Here is a 20,443-nt window from a genome sequence, read left to right as displayed (position 1 = left end):
ATTCCCCGGATTGCATCCGGGCTACGGGGCGGCTGTAGCCCGGATGCAATCCGGGAGCTTGTACTGACCATGCGACCCAGCCACTTGCGTCGCTGGCTCATACTCGCTTGCATACCCCTGGCCCTGCTCTGGCTCGCCGACCGCCTGTTCCCGCTGCCCCTGCCCGAGGACGACCTGGCCCGCGTGGTGCTGGCCGAAGACGGCACGCCGCTGTGGCGTTTCGCCGACCATGACGGCGTGTGGCGCTACCCGGTGACGCCGGAAGAAGTATCGCCCTACTACCTCGAAGCACTGCTGACCTACGAGGATCGCTGGTTCCGCCATCATCCCGGAGTTAACCCATTGGCGCTGGGGCGTGCGGCCTGGCAGAACCTGACCGGCGGGCGTGTGGTGTCCGGTGGCAGCACGCTGTCGATGCAGGTGGCGCGGCTGCTCGATCCGCATGGCCGTGACTTGCCCGGCAAGCTCAAGCAGCTATGGCGCACCGCGCAGCTGGAGTGGCATCTGTCCAAGGACGAAATCCTCACCCTGTATCTGAATCGTGCGCCCTTCGGTGGCACCTTGCAGGGCGTGGCCGCTGCCAGTTGGAGTTATCTGGGCAAGCCGCCAAGCCAGCTCACCCGCGCCGATGCCGCGCTGCTCGCCGTGCTGCCGCAGGCACCCAGCCGCTTGCGTCCGGATCGCCATCCCGAGCGTGCCCAGGCGGCGCGCGACAAGGTGCTACGCCGCCTGGGTGAGTTCCAGGTTTGGCCGCAGACCCAGGTGGACGAAGCGCTGGAAGAGCCGGTGTTTCTCGCGCCGCGCCGCGAACCGAGCCTGGCGCCCTTGTTGGCGCGGCGGCTGAACCGTGCCGGCAGCCCGCCGCTGATTCGCACCACCCTCGATGCCGGTTTGCAGCTGCGCCTGGAAGACCTGCTGCTGGGCTGGCGTGCGCGCCTGCCCGAGCGCACCTCGGCGGCGATCCTGGTGGTGGAGCACGAGAGCATGGCGGTTCGCGCCTATCTCGGCTCGGTGGATATCGGCGACACCTCGCGCTTTGGCCACGTCGACATGGTGCGCGCCCTGCGTTCGCCCGGCTCGACGCTCAAACCCTTTCTTTACGGCATGGCGCTGGATGCCGGGCTGATCCACTCCGAGTCACTGCTGCAGGACGTGCCGCGGCATTACGGTGACTACCGCCCCGGCAACTTCGCCGCCGGCTTCATCGGTCCGGTGTCGGCCAGCGAAGCCCTGGCCACCTCGCTCAACCTGCCTGCCGTGCAGCTGCTCGAAGCTTACGGGCCGAAGCGCTTCGCCGGCGAGCTGCGCAGCGCGGGGCTGCCGATTCGTCTGCCGGCGCTGGCCGAGCCGAACCTGGCGCTGATTCTCGGTGGCGGTGGCTCGCGGCTGGAGTCGCTGGTGACCGGCTACAGCGCCTTCGCCCGTGGCGGCATGGCCGCCCGCCCGCGTCTGCAGCCGGATGACGAGCTGCGCGAGCGCCGGCTGCTGTCGCCCGGTTCGGCCTGGATCATCCGGCGCATCCTCAGCGGCCAGGCGCGGCCGGATCGCGATCCGCGCGCGCAGCTGGCGCAGCGTCCGACCCTGGCCTGGAAGACCGGCACCAGCTATGGCTTTCGCGACGCCTGGGCCATTGGCGTCGGTCCGCGCCATCTGATCGGCATCTGGATCGGTCGCCCGGACGGCACCCCTGTGCCCGGCCAGTTCGGTCTGGCCTCGGCCGCGCCGCTATTGCTGCAGGTGCATGATCTGCTGGTCAACCGCGACAGTCAGCGGGGCATCGCGGCGCCGGCCGATCCGCAGCCGGCCGAGGTTGGCGTGGCCGCCATCTGCTGGCCGCTGGGCCAGCCAATGAGCAGGGACGATCCCAACTGTCGACGCCTGCGTTTCGCCTGGACGTTGGAGGGCACCACGCCACCGACCTTGCAGGCCGCCGATCAGCCGCTGGGCAGTGGCTTGCGCGAACGTTACTGGATCAATGCCGAGGGGCATCGCGTCGGGCCTGCCTGTGCGGGTGCCGAGACGCGCGAGCTGGCGTTGTGGCCGGCGCCGCTGGAACCCTGGTTGCCACGACGGGAACGACGTACTGCACGTTTGCCGAGTATAGATCCGGGCTGTCCACCGCCACGCAGTAGCCAGGTGGCGCCGCTTTCCATCGTCGGTGTACGCGATGGTGATCGCCTGCGCCGGCCGCAGGGCAGTCACGAACCGCTGCGCCTCAGCCTGTCCGCTCTGGGCGGCAATGGCCGGCGCTGGTGGTTTCTCGATGGCCAGCCAGTGGGCGATAGTGCCGTGGATGCGTCCTTCAGTCACGCCTTCGACAGTGGCCGGCATCAGTTGAGCGTGCTCGACGAAGGCGGGCAGACCGCTCGTCTGGAATTTAGCGTCGGGCCCTGAGGCGAGTCGTCCGCCAACCCGCGGCCAGCGGCCGCTCTGGCATCAGCACCGGTCAGTGCTGCCCATGGTGCCGAATCTTGTGAATAAAGCCTGGCCGTGCGCCGCCGATATGAAACCAGGCGGTAAGCAATTGCAATTTGTGTACATTTTTGTATCCAATTGCCTGGCCCATTACAAGAACAACCGGGAGAAGCCCCCATGCGCCTCTGGCAACGCAGTATTCAGTGGCAATTGATCCTCAGCATGGGCGCGGCCCTGCTGACCAGCATTCTTATCGTCGTCGGCATCTACTCCGCGGTGGTGGACCGTCTGACCGAGCGCTACCTGATCGAAGAGGCGCTGCCGGCTCGGGTACTGGCGATTCGCAACGACCTGGAGCGAGTGCTGACCGCGCCGATTACCGCCAACGCCTCGATTGCCGAGAACAGTTTGGTGCAGGACTGGCTTGCGGCGGGCGAGGAGGCCGCACGGCGCGACGAGTTCGCTCGTTATCTCGAAAGCGTGCGCGCCCAGCAGAACGCCATGACCACTTCCATCGTCGCCCTGGCCAGTGGCAACTACACCACCGGCGAAGGGCTGGTGCGCACGCTCGACCGCAGCCAGGCGGAGAACCAGTGGTTCTACCGCCTGATCGACGGCGAGCGCGACCGCGTGCTGGAGATCGACATCGACAAGACCACACGGCAGCCCACGCTGTTCATCAACCAGCGCATCAAGCGCGGCGGCAAGACGCTTGGCGTGTCTGGCTTGGGCTATAGCCTGGCGGACATGTCGAAAATGATCAGCGACTTCCGCTTCGGCGAGCGTGGCCAGGTGTTCCTGATCGACAGCCAGGGCAACATCAAGGTCCATCCCAATTCGCAGCTGAGCGGCAGTGGCAAGCTCGGCGAGCTGTTCGGCGCCGATGCCAGTCGCCAGGTTCTGGCTGGCGACAGCCGTGCGTTGCGCTTCGAGCGCAATGGCGAGACCTTTCTTGCCGTGGCGCAGAAGTTCGCCAGCATAGACTGGCTGCTGGTCAGCGAAGTGCCGGAGGCCGAAGTCTACGCCGAGGCGCGTCAGGCGCTGCTGATGACCAGCCTGATCGGCGTGGCCGTGGCACTGCTGTTCCTTGGCCTGGTGGTACTGCTGGCGCGCGGCCTGGTACGGCCGATCCGTCAGGTGACCCAGGCGCTGGTGGAGATCGGGGGTGGTGGGGGCGACCTGACGCGGCGTCTGGATGAATCGCGGGCTGATGAGCTGGGCGACCTGGCGCGTGGCTTCAACCGTTTTCTCGCCAGCCAGCGCGATTTGATCGGTGATGTGCTAGCCACCAGCGAGCGCCTGCGCACTGCTGTCGGTCAGGTGGCGCGGGTGGTGGAGAACACCGCTGGGCGCGCGGGCCAGCAGCAGGATATGACCGATATGGTGGCTACCGCGGTGAACGAGATGGGCTTGACCGTGCAGGAAATCGCGCGCAACGCCAGCGACGCTGCGCAGTCCTCGCACAGCGCCCGCGAAGAAGCGCAGAGCGCGCGTCAGGTGGTCGGGCAGTCCATCGCCCATATCGAACGGATGTCCGCCGATATCGGCAGCGCCGCGGATGCGGTAACCGAATTGGCCGAGCAGGTTGCGTCCATCGATCAGGTACTGGCGGTGATTCGCGGAATCTCCGAGCAGACCAACCTGCTGGCGCTGAACGCCGCCATCGAGGCGGCGCGGGCCGGGGAAATGGGCCGCGGTTTCGCCGTGGTGGCCGATGAGGTACGCACTCTGGCCAGCCGTACCCAGGCCTCGACCGACGAGATCCAGCAGATGATCCAGCGCCTCAAGCAGGGCGCGGAAACCGCGGTCAGCTCGATGCACGCCGGCCAGTCGGCTACCAGCACCGGCGTCGAGTCCAGCCAGCGTACCGGGCAGTCTCTGCGGGCCATCACCGAACAGGTCGAACGCATCAGTGATATGAATACCCAGGTGGCGGCAGCGACCGAAGAGCAGAGTTCGGTGACCGAGGAGATCAATCGTAACGTGCAGGGCATCGCCGATCTGGCGCACGCTACCGCCGGTGAGGTACGCGCCTGTCGCGAGGATTGTCAGACGCTGAGCCGCCTGGCTGACGATCTGACCGGGCAGATGGGCAAGTTCCGTCTCTAGTGGTGATGGCTTTCGTAGGGTTCGCTGTCGCAGCGATTATCACCGCTCGGGTGCGCCCAGCCTGGGCGGCCCTGCGAGCCCTACTTAAACCCCGCGCGATCCTGAGGCCGCCGTGCCTCAGTGATCGGCCGCGACTAGGCGGTTGCGGCCTTCACGTTTGGCGCGATACAGCGCGCCATCCACGCGCCGGAAGAAGGCGTCGGCGTCGCCATCGTGCCGTTTGCTGAAGCAACCGACGCCGAGGCTGGTCGTTAGCTCCAGGCGCTGGCCGGCCAGCAGCAGGCCTTCGTTCTCCAGTTCCTGACGAAAGTGCTCTGCCAGGTCCCATGCCTGAGCCAGGGTGGTGCCGGGCAGCAATACACCGAATTCCTCGCCACCAAGGCGCAGCAGTGCGTCGGCATCGCGACGGAACACCTTACGCATGCGCTCGGCGAACGCGCTCAGGCAGGCATCGCCGCCGGCATGGCCATGCTCATCGTTCACTTTCTTGAAGAAGTCGATGTCCATCAGCACCAGCGATAACGGTTCGCCCTGGCGCACGGCGTTGGCCACCAGGCTGGGGAACAGGTTGTTGAACTGATAGCGATTGCCCAGCTGCGTCAGGCTATCGGTGCGGCTGAGCAGGTCGAGCTGATTTTGCTGCTCGAGCAGCTTCAATTCCAAATCGAGCGTGGCGCGGTATTCGCGGTGATTGCGGCCGAGTACCAGCACCAGATAACCGAGGTAAAAGGTCAGCGTGATCAGCATCGCGTGCTGTTGCTGCCAGTTCAGCGCCATCACCAGCAGGCCTGGCAGGTAGAGCAGCCCCAGCGCCAGCAGCGCGCGGCCACGGCGCATGGCGAAGTTGAAGGTCATCGCCGTGCTGAAGGCCACCGTGGCCAGGGTGGCGACCATTTCCGAATCGTTATAGGCATCGTTGTAAAGCGCCAGGGCGTGAGCTTGGCCCCAGCACAGCGCGGTCAAGAGGATCAGCCCCCAGTGACGATCCAGCCAGCGCTGCAATTGCTCGGGCTTGCTCAGACCATCGGGCCGGTGCAGCAGACGTGCCGCCAGGAGTGCGCCGAATAGCGCGCAACCTAGCACTCCGCCAAGAATCAGCTCGCCCGGCGCAGCGCTGAAGACCCAGGTCAGAAGCCAGGCGAGCAGATAAAAGATACCCCCCAGGCGCGTGCGAATTCGGGTGTCATCCACTTCACGCCACAGGGCAAAGGTATTGGGCTGGAGCGGTACTTCGGCATTGGTCATTTTTGTGATCACAGAAGCTGCTCGCCGGAGCATAGCGCGTTTGACGAGGCAAATCATGTCGCAATGCCAGTATCCGCCGTGCGGTAAGTAGACGTTGGCGAGAGTGCTAATCACGCTTGGTTACCTTTGTTCCGCTTGGCGGGCTGAACCGCTCTAACATCAGGCTGTCCCAAATGTGCCTGGGAGTCGACCAACTGCAACATCGGTCCGGCACACTGCGGCGTATCCACTACTTAATGCGAGAGCTTTCGATGCTGTCCGCCATTATGGGGAGGCTAGGAAGGCTACCTGTCGTGAGTCCATGGAAATGGGCGCTGTTGTTGTTCTCGCTGCTGGCCATTCATCAGGTGCGCGATCTGCATTTGGATGATCGCCTGTATTTCTGGGCCAAGACCATTTGGTACGAAGACACCTGGGAACCGCGCAGTTTGTGGCTACCCGAATACCGCGTGAGCATCGATGCCAAAGCTGTTGGCGGCGTGACCGACAATTTTTCCGGCTTGAGCTACGACGACGATCGTCAGCAGATCTGGGCGGTGGTGAACAATCCGGAGCAGTTGTTGCTGCTCGATCGTGAGGGCGAGCTGCTGGGCCGTTATCCCCTGAGCGGTTTTTCCGATGTCGAAGGTGTGACCTATCTCGGCGACGGCCTGCTATTGCTGGCCGAGGAGCGCAACCACGCGCTGGTCATGGTGCGGGCACCGGAGAAACCGGGGCCGCTGTTTCGCGAGGACTGTCGTGCGCTGACGCTGGGCATCGGCCTGGGGGGCAACGAGGGCTTCGAGGGGCTGGGCTACGACCGTGCGGGTGACCGCCTGTTCGTGGTCAAGGAACACTCGCCGCGCAAGCTCTACGAGATTCGCGGACTCAAGCGCAGCATGGCTGGCGACTTCGACCTGGAAATCATAGATCGACAGGAATGGGTCGAGCAGATGCCGGTCACCGACCTGGCATCGGTGCACTTCGATGACCGCACCGGCCATCTGGTGGCGCTGAGCGACGAATCCAAGCTGTTGGTCGAGCTGGATCGTGACGGCCGCCTGGTCAGCTTCCGCTCGTTGCTTGGGGGCTTTGCCGGCCTGCAGGACAGCGTGCCGCAGGGCGAAGGGGTGACCTTCGATGACCAGGGCACCCTGTACCTCGCCAGCGAGCCCAACCTGTTCTACCGCTTTGAGCGCAAGTGATTCAGCCGCGCCGGATCATCCAGATTCCGGCGACGATCAATGCCAGCCCTGCCACCTTGCCCAGGGTGACGGGGGATTCGCGAAAGCCGGCCCAGCCGAAATGGTCGAGGGTGATGGCCATGGCCAGTTGGCCGGCGATCACCAGCACCATGAACAGCAGCGCGCCAACACGCGGCCCGGCGAAGGCTGCGGTGGCGATGAAGAAGGCGCCGAGCAGGCCGCCGCTCCAGTGCCACCAGGTCAGCTCCTTGAGCGCGCCAAGGCCGGGCAGCTCGCGCTGGCTCAGGGTCATCAGCAGCAACGCCAGGCTGCCAACGGCGAAGGAAATCAGCGCAGCGGCGAAGACGCTGGAAAGGTGACGGGCAAGTTGGCCATTGATACCGGCCTGCAGAGGCAGCACCGCGCCAGCGAGAAAGGGCAGGGCCAGCAACCAGCCGCTGAGATGGTTCATGGGTAACTCCAGGGAGGACAATCGGGTTTTGCGGCGAGGGCGTTACAGCAGGGCTTTTTCCAGCTGCACCAACGCCACGCGGCTGCCGTCCGGCGCGCGGCGTTCGACGATGCCGGCGGCGCGGTAGCCGAGGCGGGTGTAGAGCAGCAGGCCGCCGGCGTTGGCGTTGAAGCAGGACACCTTCATCAGCGGCGCCTTATAGCGTTCCCGCGCGAAAGTTTCCATCACTTCCACCAGGTACTGGGCCACGCCCTGGCTGCGGGCCCAGGGTGCCACCATCAGGTTGCCCAGGGCGCAGAATTCGCCATGCTGCCATTGGTAGAAATTGGCGAAGCCGACGACTCTGCTGGCAAGTTCGGCCACGGTGCTTTCGCGCCGCTCGGCGACGGTGGCGGCAAGCTGGTCGACGCCCAGCGGCCAGGTGGCCCTGGGGTAGCAGAAGAACAGCTCATCGAGGTTCTGCGGGAAACCGGCCACGACGCCGAGGTCGGCGGCCGTGGCCGGGCGGTGTTGCAGGTTCGCGTTCAAACCGGTTGGCCCTGTCAGCGCGGTGGATATTGCGAGAGCACCTGGGCCACGGTTTCGCGGATCGCCCGTTCGCGTTCGGCGGGTGTCGGCGGCTGGCTGCGCATGATCTGCTCGCCGCTGCCGCGCCATACCAGCTTGCCGTCCCTGGCGTCGTACAGGTCGATCTGCAAAGTGGCGACCTTGTAGTCCACGCGGCGCGTTTCGGTGAAGGCCGGGCCACCCCAGTAACCGCCCCAATAGCCACCCCAGCCACCGCCGTACTGGGTGGTGATCTGGTCCTGGCGCTGGTCGACGATCAGCACGCTCTGCACCTTGAGGTCGGCCTTGCCATCGGTGGCCTGACGCAGGCCGCGCTGGTCGAGTTGTTCGGCCACGGCCTGGCTGATGCGCGCCTCGGTGATGTCGCTCTTCAGGCGGGCGTCATCGGGCTGGTAGGCGAGCTTGTCGTCCATCCAGCTCCAGGTGCGATAGGCGGCGAAATCACGACTGGGGTCGAAGTCGCGCTCCAGGCTGACGCTGGCGCAACCACTCAGCAGCAAGGCGAGAAGCAGGTAGGGCAGGGTACGCATGTCGTTCTCCAGAACGGTCGATCAATAAGGGGGATAACCGTCCAGCGCTGCGCGGATAGCCACGCGCATGGCATCGGTCTGGGCCGCCTGATCCTTGCCGGCCACGGCTTCACCGCTACCGGACCAGACCACCTGACGGTCGCGTGGGTCGATCAGTTCGATGCGCACCACGGCCACTTTCTGCTCGTAGGTGCGCACGATGGGTACGCTGCCGTAGGCGCCGTAGCGACGATCCCAGTCGCTGCCGGTGCCATAGTAGCCGCCGACGTTGTCCTGATACTGGCGCAGTCGGGTTTCCTGGCTGATGCGAGCGCTGACCAGCACATCGCCGGGGCCGTTGAGCGCCGGGCGCAGGCCGTATTGATCGAGACCGGCGCTGACGCCGTCGGCCAGTTCACTGCTGGGCACGCGGCCGTCCAGCCAGCTCCAGTTGCGGTAGCGACCGTAATCGCGCGGCGCTGCCGGGTAGGCGCTGCGGTCGAAGGTCGTGGCCGCTTCGGGCGGCGCCGGTGGCATGGGTAGCGACTCGGCCTGGTAGGGGTTCTGGCTCTGGCAGGCGGCCAGCAGCGGCAGGATGAGTATGGCTATGGCAGTGCGCATGGTCGTCTCCGTGGTCGCGCGCGACATCCCCGATGGCTTCAGGCTACGCCGGGCTGTCGGCTTCGTCCAATGTGCTCAGGTCGGCCGACAGATCCAGTGCAGATAGCGGCCCAGGCCGGCGAAAGTGGGGTGGCGCCGATGGGCCAGCTCCATTTCCAGCAGGTCGATCAGCTCGGCCTTGGCCTGGAATTCCTGCGGCATGTAGTCGTGGAATACGCGCACGCCGCTACGGCTTTCGACCTGCCAGTATTCGCTGAGTTGCGTGTCCAGCTCGCGCGGATCGAGCGGGCGCTGCGGGGTCAGGCTCTGGCCTTCGCCAGCGAAGCGTTCCTTGCGCAGTTTGCGGAAGTGCCCCTTGAGCAGGTTGCGATAGATCAGCGCGTCCTTGTTGTAGAAGGCTAGCGACAGCCATCCATCCTTGGCCGTCAGCTGGTGCAGCAGCGGCAGGATGGCCGCCGGCTCGGCCAGCCATTCCAGCACGGCATGGCACAGCACCAGATCGAAGGGTCCCTGCAGCTGGCCGAGCAGCTCCTGCCAGGGCGCCTGGATGAAGGTGGCGCTCTGCCCGGCTTCGGCGAAGCGTTGACGTGCCCCGGTGAGCATGGGTTCGGCAGGTTCTGCCAGAGTGACCTGATGGCCGCGCTGGGCCAGCCACAGGCTCATGTGGCCAAGCCCTGCGCCGACATCCAGCACGCGCAACGGGCGGTCCGGCAGCGCTTCGGCCAGGTCGGCCTGCAGCACGGCGAGGCGGATGGCCCCCTTGGCGCCGCCGTAGATCTTCTCGGCGAAGCGGGTGGCGAGTTCGTCGAAGTGGCGGTCGCTCATTTGAGAAAGCGCCGTTCGTTGTCTGCGAGCTTGTCGAGCACGGCCTGATTCATATCCAGACCCAGCTCGCTGCACAGTTGCAGCAGGTAGAGCACCACGTCGGCCACTTCCTGGCCGGCATGCGCGAGCTGGTCGGGAGGCAACTGGCGGGATTGTTCCTCGCTCAGCCACTGGAAGATTTCCACCAGCTCGGCCATTTCCACGCTGGCGGCCATGGCCAGGTTCTTCGGGCTCTGGTAACGGCGCCAGTCGTTGTGATCGCGAATGGCGTGCATGCGCGCGGTGAGTGCAGCGATGTTCATGGGGCGGCTCCTTTCGAGCCGCATAGCTTCGGCTCGAACGCTACGCGCTGCAAGGTGTGGTGCGCGAAAGGCGGGGCTTGCATGGTGTAGGAGCGGCTTCAGCCGCGATCAATCCAGCCAGCGGCGGGCAGCCCCGGATTTCATCCAGGCTAGAAGGGCGCGCGGGTTGTCTCCCCTCTCCCGCTTGCGGGAGAGGGCCGGGGGAGAGGGTTACCCGGTAATACTGGCGCCGCTTGAATCATTCTCCCCAGCATGGCCCGTAGCCCGGATGCAATCCGGGGGCGCGTGTCGAGAATATCCACCCGGATTGCATCCGGGCTACGTCAGGCAATCAACGGCTGCCAGCTTCCGACCATATGCGGCGTATCGTCTTCACCAATCAGGCGGAACTGGCCGCTTGCAGCCGGTTCGCTGGCCTGTAGCGCCAGGTGAGTGGGCAACAGCACCGGTTTCTGGAAGCGCACCTGCACTTCGTAGCCGGCCTGCGGCAGGTGTGCCTGCAGCGCGCCCAGGCTGCGCGCCTTGTTCCACAGACCGTGGGCGATGGCGCGAGGGAAGCCGAACAGTCGTGCCGTCAGCGCATGCAGGTGAATCGGATTGTAGTCGCCGGCCACGCGGGCGTAACGCCGGCCGGTATCGGCGGGGGCGGCCCAGTCGGTCAGCGGCGCCAGCGGCAGGGGCTCCTGTTCGGCTCGGGGCTGCGGCTGTCCGTCGAGGCGCAGGGCGCGGCAAAGGATGCGGCTGTCGCCTTGCCAGAGCAGGCCGAGCTGGTCTTCCAGACGGGTGATCACGCTGAACGTGGCGCCCTTGTCGTGCGGCTGCAGGTCGGTCGCCTGCACGCTGACCTGGAACGGGCCCAACCCACCCAGCGGGCGCAGCACGCGGATGCGGTTTTCCAGATGCACCAGACCCAGCAATGGGAAGGGGAAGCGGCGGTCGGTGAGCAGCTGCATCTGCAGTGGGAAGGCGAGGATGTGCGGGTAGACCGGCGGCAGATAGGCGCTCTCGGCAAGGCCGCAGACCTGGCGATAGCGCGCCAGGTGCTTCGGGTCCACGATCACTGGGCAGCGCAGGCCAATATCGGGTAATTGACGGCCTGTCACCTTGCGCCGCAGCGCGGCACGCAGAAATAGGCCGGGCAGGGCCGGTGGGGTATCGAGATCGAGCCAGTCGATGGCCATTGGCGAACTCCTTGGCAAATGGATGACAGCAGCTTAACCCTCAGACCTGCGCTGTCATTGGCTGTTCTGCCTGGCGTCTGTGCAGGTCAGTCAATCGGTCTGCTGCGTGTTTGCGCACGGTGGTCCGCAGCCCTAAGATGGTGCGGCCCACGAATAATGCTCACGAATAAGAACAACAGCAGAAATCATGCGTGATCTGACCGACGATGTGGCGCTGATGCGCCCGGTAATCGATGCCCTGCGCGCCAGCGGAAACGATCCTGACCGCGTGCTGGTGCATGTCGGCCTGCCTCCCGGCGGGCTGCCCGCTGGCCGTTTCCCTCATGCCGCCCAGGCCGTGTTCTGGAAGGCCGCCAGCGAAGAGTGCGGCGAGGAGCATGTCGGCCTGTACCTGGCCCAGCACCTGCCGGCCTTTCACGGCCTGCTGCTGGAATACCTGTTCCTCTCCAGCGAAACCTTCGGCGCCGGACTGCGCCATGCGCTGCGCTACGTGCGCCTGCTCTCCGATACCCTCAATGCGCGGCTGGACGTAGACGGCGAGATAGCCGTGCTGACCCTGGGCGTGGAGGCCGATACGCCGCGGCACTTCCCGGAGATGCTCGCCGGCGCGGTGATCCGCCTGTTCGCCGCGCTGACCGAAAACGATTTCCGACCGCGTGAAGTGCGCTTTATACATGCCGAGGGCGCGTCCGCCGAGCGCTACCAGGCGATCTACGGCTGCCCGGTGCGCCTGGGCGCCGAGGACTGCGCGCTGCTGTTCGACGCCGCAGTGCTGGACAAGGCCTCGCGCCACGCGGCACCGGAGCTGCTGCGCATGCATGAGTCGCTGGCGCGGCGGCAACTGGCAGAGGTGGAAAGGCTGGATCTGGTGCGCCAGGTGCGTGAGCTGATCGCCGAGCTGCTGGTCGACGGCGGCGCAACGCTGGAGCAGGTGGCCGCTCGCCTGAACATGCCGGCGCGGCGCCTGCGTGAGCGCCTGGCCATGGCTGGCGTGCGCTTCAACGACCTGATCACCGACTACCGTTGTCGCCTGGCCAAGGAGCTGCTGCTCAAGACCGACGAGCGTATCGAGGTGATCGTCGAGCGCACCGGTTTCTCTGAGCCGAGTACCTTCTACCGCGCGTTCAAGCGCTGGGTCGGCGAAACGCCGGTGGAGTTTCGCAAGCGCGGCAAGGGCTGATGCCATCCTGTGGGAGGGGCTTTAGCCGCGACAGTCGCCGCTGAAGCGCCTCCCACCACAGTCAATCGCCTGGGCGGCGATCCGCTTCAGCCCCTCGCCGCGGTCTCAGGCGCCCAGCAGACTCTGCCCGCACACGCGCAGCACCTGCGCGCTCAGCGCCCCCGAACCGGGCTGGGCGAACCAGGCCACGGCTTCGGCAACATCCTGCGGCAGGCCGCCCTGGCTCATGGAGTTCATCCGTCGCCCGGCTTCGCGGATACCCAGCGGAATGGCCGCGGTCATCTGCGTTTCGATGAACCCCGGCGCCACGGCATTGATGCTGATGCCTTTCTTCGCCAGGGCCGGCGCCCAGGCCTGGGCCAGGCCTATCACGCCGGCCTTGCTCACTGCGTAATTGGTCTGGCCCATGTTGCCGGCGATGCCACTGATCGAGGCGATTAGTACCACGCGGCCGTTGTCGTGCAGCTTGTCGGCCTCCAGCAGCGCCTGGGTCAGCACCTGCGGGGCCTTGAGGTTGACGTCGATCACCGAGTTCCAGAAGGCATCGCTCATCTTCGCCAGGGTCTTGTCGCGGGTGATGCCTGCGTTGTGCACGACGATATCCAGGCCTTCGGGCAGCGCCTCGACCAAGCGCTGCGGCGCGTCTTCGGCGCAGATATCCAGGGTCACCGCCTGCCCACCCAGGCGCGCTGCCAGAGCCTGCAGTGCGTCGGCAGCCTGGGGTACGTCGAGCAGCACCACGTCGGCGCCATCACGGGCGAGCACTTCGGCGATGGAGGCGCCGATGCCGCGCGAGGCGCCGGTGACCAGCGCCTTCTTGCCGGCCAGCGGGCGCGTCCAGTCCCTGACCTGTTCGGTGCAGGCGCCCAGGCGCAGCACCTGGCCGGAGATGTAAGCGCTCTTCGGCGAGAGGAAGAAGCGCAGCGCGCCTTCCAGCTGCTGGTCGCCGCCTTTGCCGACGTACAGCAGCTGCACGCTGCCGCCGCGGCGAATCTCTTTGCCCAGCGAACGGGTGAAACCTTCCAGCGAACGCTGCACGCTGGCGGCGACGGGATCCTTGAGCGACTCGGGGGCGCGGCCCAGCACCACCACGCGCGGGCTGTTGGCCAGGCCTTTGAAGGTTGGCTGGAAGAAGTCGCGCAGCTCGATCAGTTGCTCGAAGCGGGTCAGGTGGCTGGCGTCGAATACCAGGGCCTTGAGCTTCGGACCGTGCTCGGCGGTCCAGCGTGGCAATTGCAGTTGGCCCTCGCGAGCGCTGAACAATTGATCAGTGAGCTTGTTGGCGAAAGGCAGCACGGCCGTCAGCAGTTCGCCGTCACCGCCCAGCAGCAGCGCGCCGTCCACCGGCCTCACGCGGCCGGCCATCCAGCGTTCCAGGCGCACTGGCGCCGGCAGGCCAAGGGCACCAACCAGGCGGCGGCCGGTGGAGGAGTTGGCGAAGGCGAGATAACGATCGGACATGAAAGACTCCTGCGGGCGAATCGAAAGTCGTGTCACTGTACGCGGCGACAGGCAAAGCGCAATTGACTCTGTTGCCTCATGCACCGGCAAGGCGGCCAATGTTCGTGCCTGCCTGAGGTTTAGCCTGTTGGACCAAAAGATGTGGGCGCGAATTCATTCGCGAAAAATTCGCTCCTACAAGGTGTCACAGGTTTTTGCTCAGCCACATTGGCCTTCCGGTCAGGCGATTGCCCTGCCTGTGTGGCCGGCAGGCTAAAGTGTATGCCTGATTTCATTCAGCTCTTCGACCAGCAAGGAGTCCTCATGGCCCAGTTGCGCCGGGTCGCCATCGTAGGCGGCAACCGTATTCCGTTCGCCCGTTCCAACACCGTCTACGCCAGGGCGAGCAACCAGGAGATGCTGACCAGCGCCCTCGAAGGGCTGGTGGAGCGCTTCAACCTGCACGGCGAACGCCTAGGCGAGGTGGTGGCCGGTGCGGTGCTCAAGCATTCGCGAGATTTCAACTTGACTCGCGAGTGTGTGCTGGGCTCGCGCCTGGCGCCGGAAACCCCGGCCTACGACCTGCAGCAGGCCTGCGGCACCGGCCTCGAAACAGCGATTTTGGTGGCCAACAAGATCGCCCTCGGGCAGATCGACTGCGGCATCGCCGGCGGCGTCGACACCACCTCCGACGCGCCTATCGGCGTCAACGAGGGGCTGCGGCAGATTCTGCTGGAAGCCAACCGGGCCAAGAGCACCGGTGACAAGGTCAAGAGCCTGCTGAAGATTCGCCCGCGCCACCTGGCGCCGCACATCCCGCGCAACGGCGAGCCGCGCACCGGGCTGTCGATGGGCGAGCACTGCGAACTGATGGCGCAGCGCTGGGCCATCCCGCGCGACGAGCAGGATCAGCTGGCGCTGGCCAGCCACCAGAAGCTGGCCGCGGCCTACGCCGAAGGCTGGCAGGACGACCTGATGACGCCGTTTCTCGGCCTGACTCGCGACCAGAACCTGCGCCCGGACATCAACGCAGAGAAGCTCGCCTCTCTCAAGCCCTGCTTCGAGCGCGGCCCGCGCGGCACCCTGACCCCGGCCAATTCCACGCCGCTGACCGATGGCGCCTCTGTGGTGCTGCTGGCCAGCGAGGAGTGGGCCCAGGCCCATGGTCTGCCCGTACTGGCCTACCTGCGCGATGGCGAGGCGGCGGCGGTGGATTTCGTTCAGGGCAAGGAGGGCCTGCTGATGGCGCCGGTCTACGCGGTGCCGCGTCTGCTCGCGCGCAATGGCCTGACTTTGCAGGACTTCGATTACTACGAGATTCACGAAGCCTTCGCCGCCCAGGTGCTGTGCACGCTCAAGGCCTGGGAAGACGCCGACTATTGCAAGGAGCGCCTAGGCCTGGACGCGCCGCTGGGTTCCATCGACCGCAGCAAGATGAACGTCAAGGGCAGTTCGCTGGCCGCCGGCCATCCATTCGCGGCCACGGGCGGGCGTATCGTCGCCAACCTGGCCAAGCTGCTCTCGGTGGCTGGAGAGGGGCGCGGTCTGATTTCCATCTGCGCCGCCGGCGGTCAGGGTGTGACCGCGATCCTCGAACGGTAATCCAATACGGGTGAGCGTAAGTCATCGCGTTCACTCGATGTAAGCAACTCCGTGATTCTGGCGGCCCGCTTAGCGCGTGGCCGCTTTTTTTTGCGCGCACGTTCGCGGCGGGGTGCCGCTCCTACAGGTAGGGGCCACCGCTTTTCGTAGGAGCCCCGCGTCGGGGCGAAGCTTTTTTGGTGAACGCTGCGGTGGCCTGTCGCGCGGCAAATCACCACAGCGCTTGCGGTGTCTTTAGCGGCTAGTCTTTTAGTGCGCATTGATCCAGATCAATGCGTCATTTCGTGTTTTGCTCAGTAGCCTTTTGGCTGCAGTTCACTTCAATAAGAACAATTTCAGCTCGTTTGACTCCAAGACTGGAGTCTATGGATCGGCTTTGCGTGCTGGGGCCGAAATAACCCTGAATGAGGATGTGACATGTTCGGCCTAGAGGCGCTCGATCTCGCCCGAGTCCAGTTTGCCTTCACCATTTCCTTCCACATCGTCTTCCCGGCCATCACCATCGGCCTGGCCAGCTACCTGGCGGTGCTCGAAGGTCTGTGGTTGAAGACCAGCAATACGCTGTACCGCGATCTCTACCACTTCTGGTCGAAGATCTTCGCAGTCAACTTCGGCATGGGCGTGGTCTCCGGCTTGGTCATGGCCTATCAGTTCGGCACCAACTGGAGCGCCTTCTCCGACTTCGCCGGTGCGGTGACCGGGCCGCTGCTGACCTACGAGGTGCTGACCGCGTTCTTCCTCGAGGCGGGCTTCCTCGGCGTCATGCTGTTCGGCTGGAATCGCGTCGGGCCGGGCCTGCACTTCTTCTCCACGGTGATGGTGGCCATCGGCACGCTGATTTCCACCTTTTGGATCCTCGCTTCCAACAGCTGGATGCACACCCCGCAGGGCTTCGAGATCGTCGACGGTCGGGTGATACCGGTGGACTGGTTCGCCGTAGTGTTCAACCCGTCGTTTCCCTATCGCCTGACGCACATGGCCACCGCGGCTTTCCTCGCCACCGCCTTCTTCGTCGGTGCCTCGGCGGCCTGGCACCTGCTGCGCGGCCGTGACAACCCGGCGATCCGCAAGATGCTCTCGATGGCGCTGTGGATGGCGCTGCTGGTGGCGCCGGTGCAAGCCGTCATCGGTGACCTGCACGGCCTCAACACGCTCAAGTACCAGCCGGCGAAGATCGCCGCCATCGAGGGCCACTGGGAGAACGTTGGCGACGAGCCGACCCCGCTGATCCTCTTCGGTTGGCCGGACATGGAACGTGAGGAAACCCGCTTCAAGGTGGAGATTCCCGCGCTCGGCAGCCTGATCCTGACCCACAGCCTGGACAAGCAGGTGCCGGCGCTGAAGGACTTCCCGCCGGAGGATCGCGCCAACTCCACCATCGTCTTCTGGACCTTCCGCATCATGGTCGCCATGGGCCTGATGATGATCTTCACCGGACTGTGGGGCACCTGGCTGCGTCGTGGTGATCGGCTGTACACGTGCCGGCCATTCCTGCACCTGGCGGTGTGGATGGGGCCGAGCGGTGTGATTGCCATTCTCGCCGGCTGGTACACCACCGAGATCGGCCGTCAGCCTTGGGTCGTCCATGGCCTGATGCGCACCGCCGACGCCTCCTCCGGTCATAGCGCGACCCAATTGGGCTTTACCCTGGCGTTGTTCGTGGTGGTCTATTTCGCCCTGTTCGGCGCCGGCATCAGCTACGTGATGCGCCTGGTGCGCAAGGGACCGCAGCTCGACGAGGGGGATGAAGCCCCTCAAGAAGGCGGGCCTGGCAAGCCTCGTACTCCGGCGCGGCCATTGTCGGCTGCCGATGAGGGTACGCAAGACGGTGAGTCCGACACGCTGCCGGAAAGGAGTTGAACATGGGTATCGATCTTTCGCTGATCTGGGCAGTGATCATCGCCTTCGGGGTGATGATGTACGTGGTGATGGACGGCTTCGATCTGGGCATCGGCATCCTCTTTCCCTTCGTCAGGAACGAGGGCGAGCGCGATGTGATGATGAACACCGTGGCACCGGTATGGGATGGCAACGAAACCTGGCTGGTGCTCGGTGGCGCCGGCCTGTTCGGCGCCTTCCCGCTGGCCTACTCGGTGGTGCTGAGCGCCCTCTACCTGCCACTGATCCTGATGCTGCTGGGGCTGATCTTCCGCGGCGTGGCCTTCGAATTCCGCTTCAAGGCCAAGGCCGAGAAACGTCACCTGTGGGACAAGGCCTTCATCGGCGGTTCGCTGACCGCCACCTTTTGCCAGGGCGTGGCGTTGGGGGCCTACATCGACGGCTTCGAGGTGGTCGACCGGACCTTTGCCGGTGGCGCCTTCGACTGGCTAACGCCGTTCTCGGTGTTCTGCGGCCTGGCACTGATCGTGGCCTACGCGCTGCTTGGCTGCACCTGGCTGATCATGAAGACCGAAGGCCGCCTGCAGCAGCAGATGCACGATATGGCGCGGCCGCTGGTATTCGTGGTGCTGGCGGTGACCGGCATAGTCAGCCTGTGGACGCCGCTGGAGCACCCGGCGATCGCCGAGCGCTGGTTCAGCCTGCCCAACCTGTTCTGGTTCATGCCGGTGCCGGTGCTGGTGCTGCTGTGCACCTACGCGCTGCTGCGGGCGGTGGCCGACAACCGCAACTACTCGCCGTTCCTGCTCACCCTGGTGCTGATCTTCCTCGGCTACAGCGGCCTGGGCATCAGCCTGTGGCCGAACGTGATCCCGCCATCGATCAGCATCTGGGAGGCTGCCGCACCGCCGCAGAGCCAGGGTTTCATGCTGGTCGGCGCGTTGCTCATCATCCCCTTCATCCTGATGTACACCGCGTGGAGCTATTACGTGTTCCGCGGCAAGGTGACCCAGGACGACGGTTATCATTGAGATCCGGTCCAAAGCCTGCTGTACGTCGTCCCTGCGGCGTTAAAAGCAGGCTCGGCCAGCTTATTTACAGCTCGTCAAACCGAGCGCGACTCCGGCCGATCCTCGCCTGCTTTGATTAGCCGGAGGTCGTTACTTACGTTGTGCCTCGCATGGCTCTAGCGCGAGGCGTTGAATCAGTTCGAAGGAGGCGATATGACCAAGGTCGAGCAAGAGAAGAAACCCCTGTTGCAGCGTCTGGGTTGGCTGGTGCTGATCTGGACGGCCAGCGTGCTGACGCTGGGCGCGGTGGCCTGGCTGCTGCGCCAGTTCATGAGCGCGGCGGGGCTCGGTACGCCGGGTTGAACGCTGGCAAGGCTGGCGCCCCCATGAGTCAGTAGGGGTGCGATAGCCTGTCGGATATGTTTGAAAATCATTTCCAACTGTAATATTTTCTCGGCCTTTCCCGGCACCGAGTAGCGTTCGTGTCCCTGCCTGTCGATCCTCAGCCCCCCGAAGAGCTGTTCCGGCGCCATTCCTCGGAGCTGTTGCGTTTCTTCACCCGGCAGACACGCTGCAGCGAACTCGCCGCCGACCTGCGCCAGGAAACCTGGCTGCGCCTGCAAGGGCGCCGGACCGAGGAGATCGGCAACGTGCGCGCCTTTCTCTACCGTATCGCCCGCAACCTGCTCATCGACCACCACCGCCAGCAGCAGGCTCGCCCGCAACTGGCGCCGCTCGACGAGGCGCTGGAAAGCGAACTCCCCGAACCCGAACGCGCCACCGAGGACAGCCGCCGCCTGGCTCGTCTGCAGACGCTGATGCGCGAGCTACCCGAGCATCTGCGCCAGGCGTTGTTGTGGAATCGCCTGGACGGCCTCACGCAGCGTGAGATCGGCGAGCGCCTTGGCGTCTCGGAAAGTATGGCCGGACGCTATATCCTCAAGGCCCTCGAATATTGCCAGGAACGCATGGATGACAACTGAGGCGGATTTGCGCAGCCAGGCCCGGGAGTGGCTGGTGCTGCTGAACTCCGGGCGGGCCAGCGCGGCCGATCGCGCGGCAGCCGAGCGCTGGCGCCATGCCAGTGCCGAGCACGCCAGCGCCCTGGCTGAAGTGGAACGCCTGTGGACGCTGCTCGGCCAGGTCGAGCGCCCGCCTGCCGTGGTGCAGGCGATGCCGCGTCGTGTGCGGCGCTGGCCGCTGCCCCTGGCCACCGCGGCCTGCCTGCTGCTGGCTCTGTGGCTGGCGCCGCCCGGCTGGCATGCCGACGTGCGTACCGAGGCCGGCGAGGTCCGTGAGGTGACGTTGGACGATGGCTCGCAGCTGCAGCTCAACGGCGCCACCGCCCTGGACTGGGACGCCAACGCCGATGGCCTGCGCCGCGTGCGCCTTTACCGCGGCCAGGTGGATTTCCAGGTGGCCGCCGATGCGGCGCGTCCCTTCGTGATCGAGGCCGGCGAAGCGCGCATCCTCGTCACCGGTACCCGCTTCGACGTCAACCTGCTGGGCGATCAGGTACTGCTCGCAGTCACCGTGGGGCATGTGCAGGTCAGCGATGCTGGCGGCAGCGAGCGGGCCGTGCAGGCCGGCGAGCAGATCGCCTGGCAAGGCGGGCGCCTGCAGTCCCTGGAGCCGCTGGACCGCGCCCGGGCATTGGCCTGGCAGCGTGGCCGCCTGGTGTTCCGCGATCGCCCGCTGCCCGAAGTGTTCGAGGAGCTACAGCGCCAGCAGTCGCAGCAGGTGCTGTTCCTCGACGCGCAGGCGCGTGCGCTGAAGGTGACCGGGGTGTTCGCCCTGGACGATCCGCAGGCGGTTCTGCACGCCATCGAGACCGCCCTGCCGGTCAAGCTGACCCGGCTGCCGGGCGTCCTGCTGGTGTCGTCGCGCAGCTGATGAGCTGGGCGTAGGATCGGACCGCTCGGGCTGCAGCAGAAAAACTCGCGGACAAGTCCGCTCCCACAGG

The 20,443-nt window shown here is 65.5% G+C and carries 19 protein-coding genes; 10 read left to right on the top strand and 9 right to left on the bottom strand.

The annotated features are described in order from the left end of the window. Positions 1-69 precede the first annotated feature (69 nt). Both pbpC and P3C50_RS19645 read left to right on the top strand, forming a co-directional pair. Positions 70-2,394 (top strand): peptidoglycan glycosyltransferase PbpC, encoded by a 2,325-nt coding sequence (gene pbpC / locus P3C50_RS19650; protein WP_275547245.1) that lies wholly within the window; start codon positions 70-72, stop codon positions 2,392-2,394. A gap of 198 nt (positions 2,395-2,592) precedes the next feature. Then, positions 2,593-4,524, top strand: coding sequence for a methyl-accepting chemotaxis protein (locus P3C50_RS19645; RefSeq protein WP_275547244.1), 1,932 nt, complete (start codon positions 2,593-2,595; stop codon positions 4,522-4,524). A 117-nt stretch (positions 4,525-4,641) separates the two neighbouring features. Here the strand turns inward: P3C50_RS19645 and P3C50_RS19640 are convergent, their stop codons facing one another. Beyond that, positions 4,642-5,769, bottom strand: a complete 1,128-nt coding sequence (locus P3C50_RS19640) for a sensor domain-containing diguanylate cyclase (protein ID WP_275547243.1) — start codon at positions 5,767-5,769, stop codon at positions 4,642-4,644. 251 nt (positions 5,770-6,020) lie between these two features. On the opposite strand from P3C50_RS19640, the gene P3C50_RS19635 reads away from it, so the two are divergent. Beyond that, entirely contained in the window at positions 6,021-6,953 is a 933-nt protein-coding gene (locus P3C50_RS19635) for an SdiA-regulated domain-containing protein (RefSeq protein ID WP_275547242.1), read from the top strand. A gap of 1 nt (position 6,954) precedes the next feature. Here P3C50_RS19635 and P3C50_RS19630 read toward each other — a convergent pair whose 3' ends face one another. From P3C50_RS19630 to P3C50_RS19600, 7 genes are all read right to left on the bottom strand, one after another. Then, positions 6,955-7,404: a DMT family transporter gene (locus P3C50_RS19630; protein ID WP_197859145.1), complete on the bottom strand. Its 450-nt coding sequence runs from the start codon at positions 7,402-7,404 to the stop codon at positions 6,955-6,957. A gap of 42 nt (positions 7,405-7,446) precedes the next feature. Then, positions 7,447-7,932: a GNAT family N-acetyltransferase gene (locus tag P3C50_RS19625; protein ID WP_275547241.1), complete on the bottom strand. Its 486-nt coding sequence runs from the start codon at positions 7,930-7,932 to the stop codon at positions 7,447-7,449. A 14-nt stretch (positions 7,933-7,946) separates the two neighbouring features. Continuing rightward, the gene (locus P3C50_RS19620) at positions 7,947-8,501 is read right to left on the bottom strand and encodes a DUF4136 domain-containing protein (protein ID WP_197859147.1); all 555 of its coding nucleotides are present in this window, start codon (positions 8,499-8,501) and stop codon (positions 7,947-7,949) included. Positions 8,502-8,522: 21 nt separating this feature from the next. Further along, positions 8,523-9,101, bottom strand: coding sequence for a DUF4136 domain-containing protein (locus tag P3C50_RS19615; protein WP_197859148.1), 579 nt, complete (start codon positions 9,099-9,101; stop codon positions 8,523-8,525). A gap of 75 nt (positions 9,102-9,176) precedes the next feature. Then, positions 9,177-9,926, bottom strand: a complete 750-nt coding sequence (locus tag P3C50_RS19610; protein WP_275547240.1) for a methyltransferase domain-containing protein — start codon at positions 9,924-9,926, stop codon at positions 9,177-9,179. Next, positions 9,923-10,228, bottom strand: coding sequence for a nucleotide pyrophosphohydrolase (locus P3C50_RS19605; RefSeq protein WP_197859150.1), 306 nt, complete (start codon positions 10,226-10,228; stop codon positions 9,923-9,925). The genes P3C50_RS19610 and P3C50_RS19605 overlap by 4 nt, the downstream gene beginning before the upstream one ends. A gap of 323 nt (positions 10,229-10,551) precedes the next feature. Then, entirely contained in the window at positions 10,552-11,409 is an 858-nt protein-coding gene (locus P3C50_RS19600) for a MaoC/PaaZ C-terminal domain-containing protein (protein ID WP_275547239.1), read from the bottom strand. 187 nt (positions 11,410-11,596) lie between these two features. On the opposite strand from P3C50_RS19600, the gene P3C50_RS19595 reads away from it, so the two are divergent. Next, positions 11,597-12,589, top strand: a complete 993-nt coding sequence (locus P3C50_RS19595) for an AraC family transcriptional regulator (protein WP_275547238.1) — start codon at positions 11,597-11,599, stop codon at positions 12,587-12,589. A 105-nt stretch (positions 12,590-12,694) separates the two neighbouring features. Here P3C50_RS19595 and P3C50_RS19590 read toward each other — a convergent pair whose 3' ends face one another. Further along, positions 12,695-14,050, bottom strand: coding sequence for a 3-oxoacyl-ACP reductase (locus P3C50_RS19590; RefSeq protein ID WP_275547237.1), 1,356 nt, complete (start codon positions 14,048-14,050; stop codon positions 12,695-12,697). Between the two features lie 303 nt (positions 14,051-14,353). Between P3C50_RS19590 and P3C50_RS19585 the strand changes: the two genes are divergently transcribed. The 6 genes from P3C50_RS19585 (at position 14,354) to P3C50_RS19560 (ending at position 20,373) form a co-directional block, all read left to right on the top strand. Beyond that, positions 14,354-15,631 carry an acetyl-CoA C-acetyltransferase gene (locus tag P3C50_RS19585; RefSeq protein WP_275547236.1) on the top strand — a complete coding sequence of 426 codons (1,278 nt, stop codon included), beginning with the start codon at positions 14,354-14,356 and terminating at the stop codon, positions 15,629-15,631. 417 nt (positions 15,632-16,048) lie between these two features. Continuing rightward, positions 16,049-17,491: a cytochrome ubiquinol oxidase subunit I gene (locus P3C50_RS19580; RefSeq protein ID WP_197859155.1), complete on the top strand. Its 1,443-nt coding sequence runs from the start codon at positions 16,049-16,051 to the stop codon at positions 17,489-17,491. 2 nt (positions 17,492-17,493) lie between these two features. After that, entirely contained in the window at positions 17,494-18,501 is a 1,008-nt protein-coding gene (gene cydB, locus P3C50_RS19575) for a cytochrome d ubiquinol oxidase subunit II (RefSeq protein WP_275547235.1), read from the top strand. Between the two features lie 192 nt (positions 18,502-18,693). After that, positions 18,694-18,843, top strand: coding sequence for a DUF2474 domain-containing protein (locus P3C50_RS19570; RefSeq protein WP_197859157.1), 150 nt, complete (start codon positions 18,694-18,696; stop codon positions 18,841-18,843). A gap of 119 nt (positions 18,844-18,962) precedes the next feature. Beyond that, positions 18,963-19,463, top strand: coding sequence for an RNA polymerase sigma factor (locus P3C50_RS19565; protein WP_275547234.1), 501 nt, complete (start codon positions 18,963-18,965; stop codon positions 19,461-19,463). After that, positions 19,453-20,373 carry a FecR family protein gene (locus P3C50_RS19560; RefSeq protein ID WP_275547233.1) on the top strand — a complete coding sequence of 307 codons (921 nt, stop codon included), beginning with the start codon at positions 19,453-19,455 and terminating at the stop codon, positions 20,371-20,373. The genes P3C50_RS19565 and P3C50_RS19560 overlap by 11 nt, the downstream gene beginning before the upstream one ends. Positions 20,374-20,443 lie beyond the last annotated feature (70 nt).

This window comes from Pseudomonas sp. Marseille-Q0931, from assembly GCF_940789645.1.
In the GTDB taxonomy this organism is placed as follows: Bacteria; Pseudomonadota; Gammaproteobacteria; order Pseudomonadales; family Pseudomonadaceae; genus Aquipseudomonas.
Note: the sequence above shows the minus strand (reverse complement) of the source record. Positions and strands in the feature narration are given on the sequence as shown.